Source organism: Vibrio sp. 10N.237.312.B06 (genome assembly GCF_041464685.1).
Classification (GTDB): Bacteria; Pseudomonadota; Gammaproteobacteria; order Enterobacterales; family Vibrionaceae; genus Vibrio; species Vibrio tasmaniensis_A.
In genome coordinates, this window is record NZ_JBFSPI010000192.1 from 1 (window position 1) to 1,578 (window position 1,578).

The 1,578-nt window shown below is 48.2% G+C and carries 2 protein-coding genes; both read right to left on the reverse strand.

All coding sequences use genetic code 11. From position 1 onward, the window contains the following. A partial coding sequence (gene istB, locus AB6C75_RS23460; RefSeq protein WP_372109507.1) for an IS21-like element helper ATPase IstB occupies positions 1-579 on the reverse strand: 579 nt, incomplete at its 3' end. Further along, positions 576-1,574 (reverse strand): IS21 family transposase, encoded by a 999-nt coding sequence (gene istA, locus AB6C75_RS23465; protein WP_372109509.1) that lies wholly within the window; start codon positions 1,572-1,574, stop codon positions 576-578. The genes istA and istB, both read right to left, overlap by 4 nt. Between the last annotated feature and the right edge of the window lie 4 nt (positions 1,575-1,578).

Genomic DNA, 1,578 nt, shown 5'->3' on the forward strand with positions numbered 1-1,578 from the left:
GTATCGTTTAGCGATGACATTGAAGAACAAGTTCGCTTCTTCTCTGCCGAACGGTAGATATCCGATTTCATCGACGATAAGGAGCTTTGGCGCAAGAACGCTTCGCCTTAAGTAGCTTTCAAGTTTGCCCTGAGCTTTTGCCGTAGACAGTTGAAGCATTAAGTCAGCAGCCGTGATGAACCGTGTCTTTAAGCCTTTTTGTACCGCTATTTGACCAAGGCTAACAGCAAGATGGCTCTTACCAACACCACTTGGACCAAGTAGTACTACGTTTTCTTTTCGCTCGACGAACGCCAACCCTGTTAGCTCCTTGAGCTGTTTCCGTGGGGCACCTGTTGCGAACTTGAAGTCATAGTCATCGAACGTTTTCTCCATAGGGAAGCTGGCGAACTTAGTCAGCGTTGCTCTTGTGCGTTCAGCTCTCGCTTCAAGCTCAGCGCTTAGAAGTGATTCTAAGTAATCGGCTAGACTCAACTCTTGAGTGTTAGCGACTTCTGCCAACCTCGGCCATTCCTGACCCATGGCTTGTAACTTCAGCGTTGCGCACGCAGCTTCGATGCGATTCATTTGAAGGTTCATACTCGCACCTCCAACAACGTGTCATACATTGATAGTGGATGTTGGAAGCTCTCAACTGGCATGACATTATCACCCATTGTTAACGGAGCTATCGGGCGTGTCGGCGACGGGAGAGGTTGAAGTGTAAAACGTTCTTTCTCTAGAAGAACTTGAGGCTTTGTACCTGTTGTGCCGTGTATCCTCTGGTGAGCGACGGTTTCTAACCACGAGCCGATATGCCCATTAAGGACATCGGCTGTGATTTTCAGACCGTGTTGTTTAAGTGTCGCAGCAAGCGGAGTGACGAAGCTACTTTTCAAGTAAGAGTTAAATCGCTCCACTTTCCCTTTGGTCTTTGCGCGATACGGACGGCAAGCTCTTGGTTTGAAATTGTACTTCTTGGCGGCAGTGAGCAGCATAGCGTTCCATCGATGCTCGCCTTCACCGTATGCATCTCGCTCTATCATGATGGCTTTCGCATTATCGAACAGAACCTCTTTGGGTACGCCACCGAAGTATTCAAATGCTTCTTCAAGACCATCAACCCAGTCTTCTTGGCGCTCCCGCTCACAAAAGCGAACGAACGTCGCTCTGCTATAACCAAGCGTAGCAACAAAGGCTTTAACCCGTATGCCGTAATGCGTAATGGTCGTGAAGTCGACTTGCATTTGCTCACCAGGTTGTGTTTCGAATCGAACCACAGGGTCGGCAGGCGTGCTAGGTTTGTATTGTTTGATGTGCTTTTTGAGCATCGTTATGCCGCCTTCGTAACCGAAGGATTTTATCTCACGCAGTAAGACTGTTGCTGGTATCCAATAAGGCCTTGCAGCTTCAATGCGGGTGTGCAAGTAGTCGTGGTAAGGCTGTAATTTTGTTGGTCGAGACTGTCGTTCGGGATACACAGGCTCTTTACTTCTGTTTCGAAGATAAGTGCGAACGGTATTTCTAGAGATACCTAAATCTCGCGCAATGCGGCGGATGCTGTGCCCTTGCTGATGTAAAACGTGTATTTCCACTAGT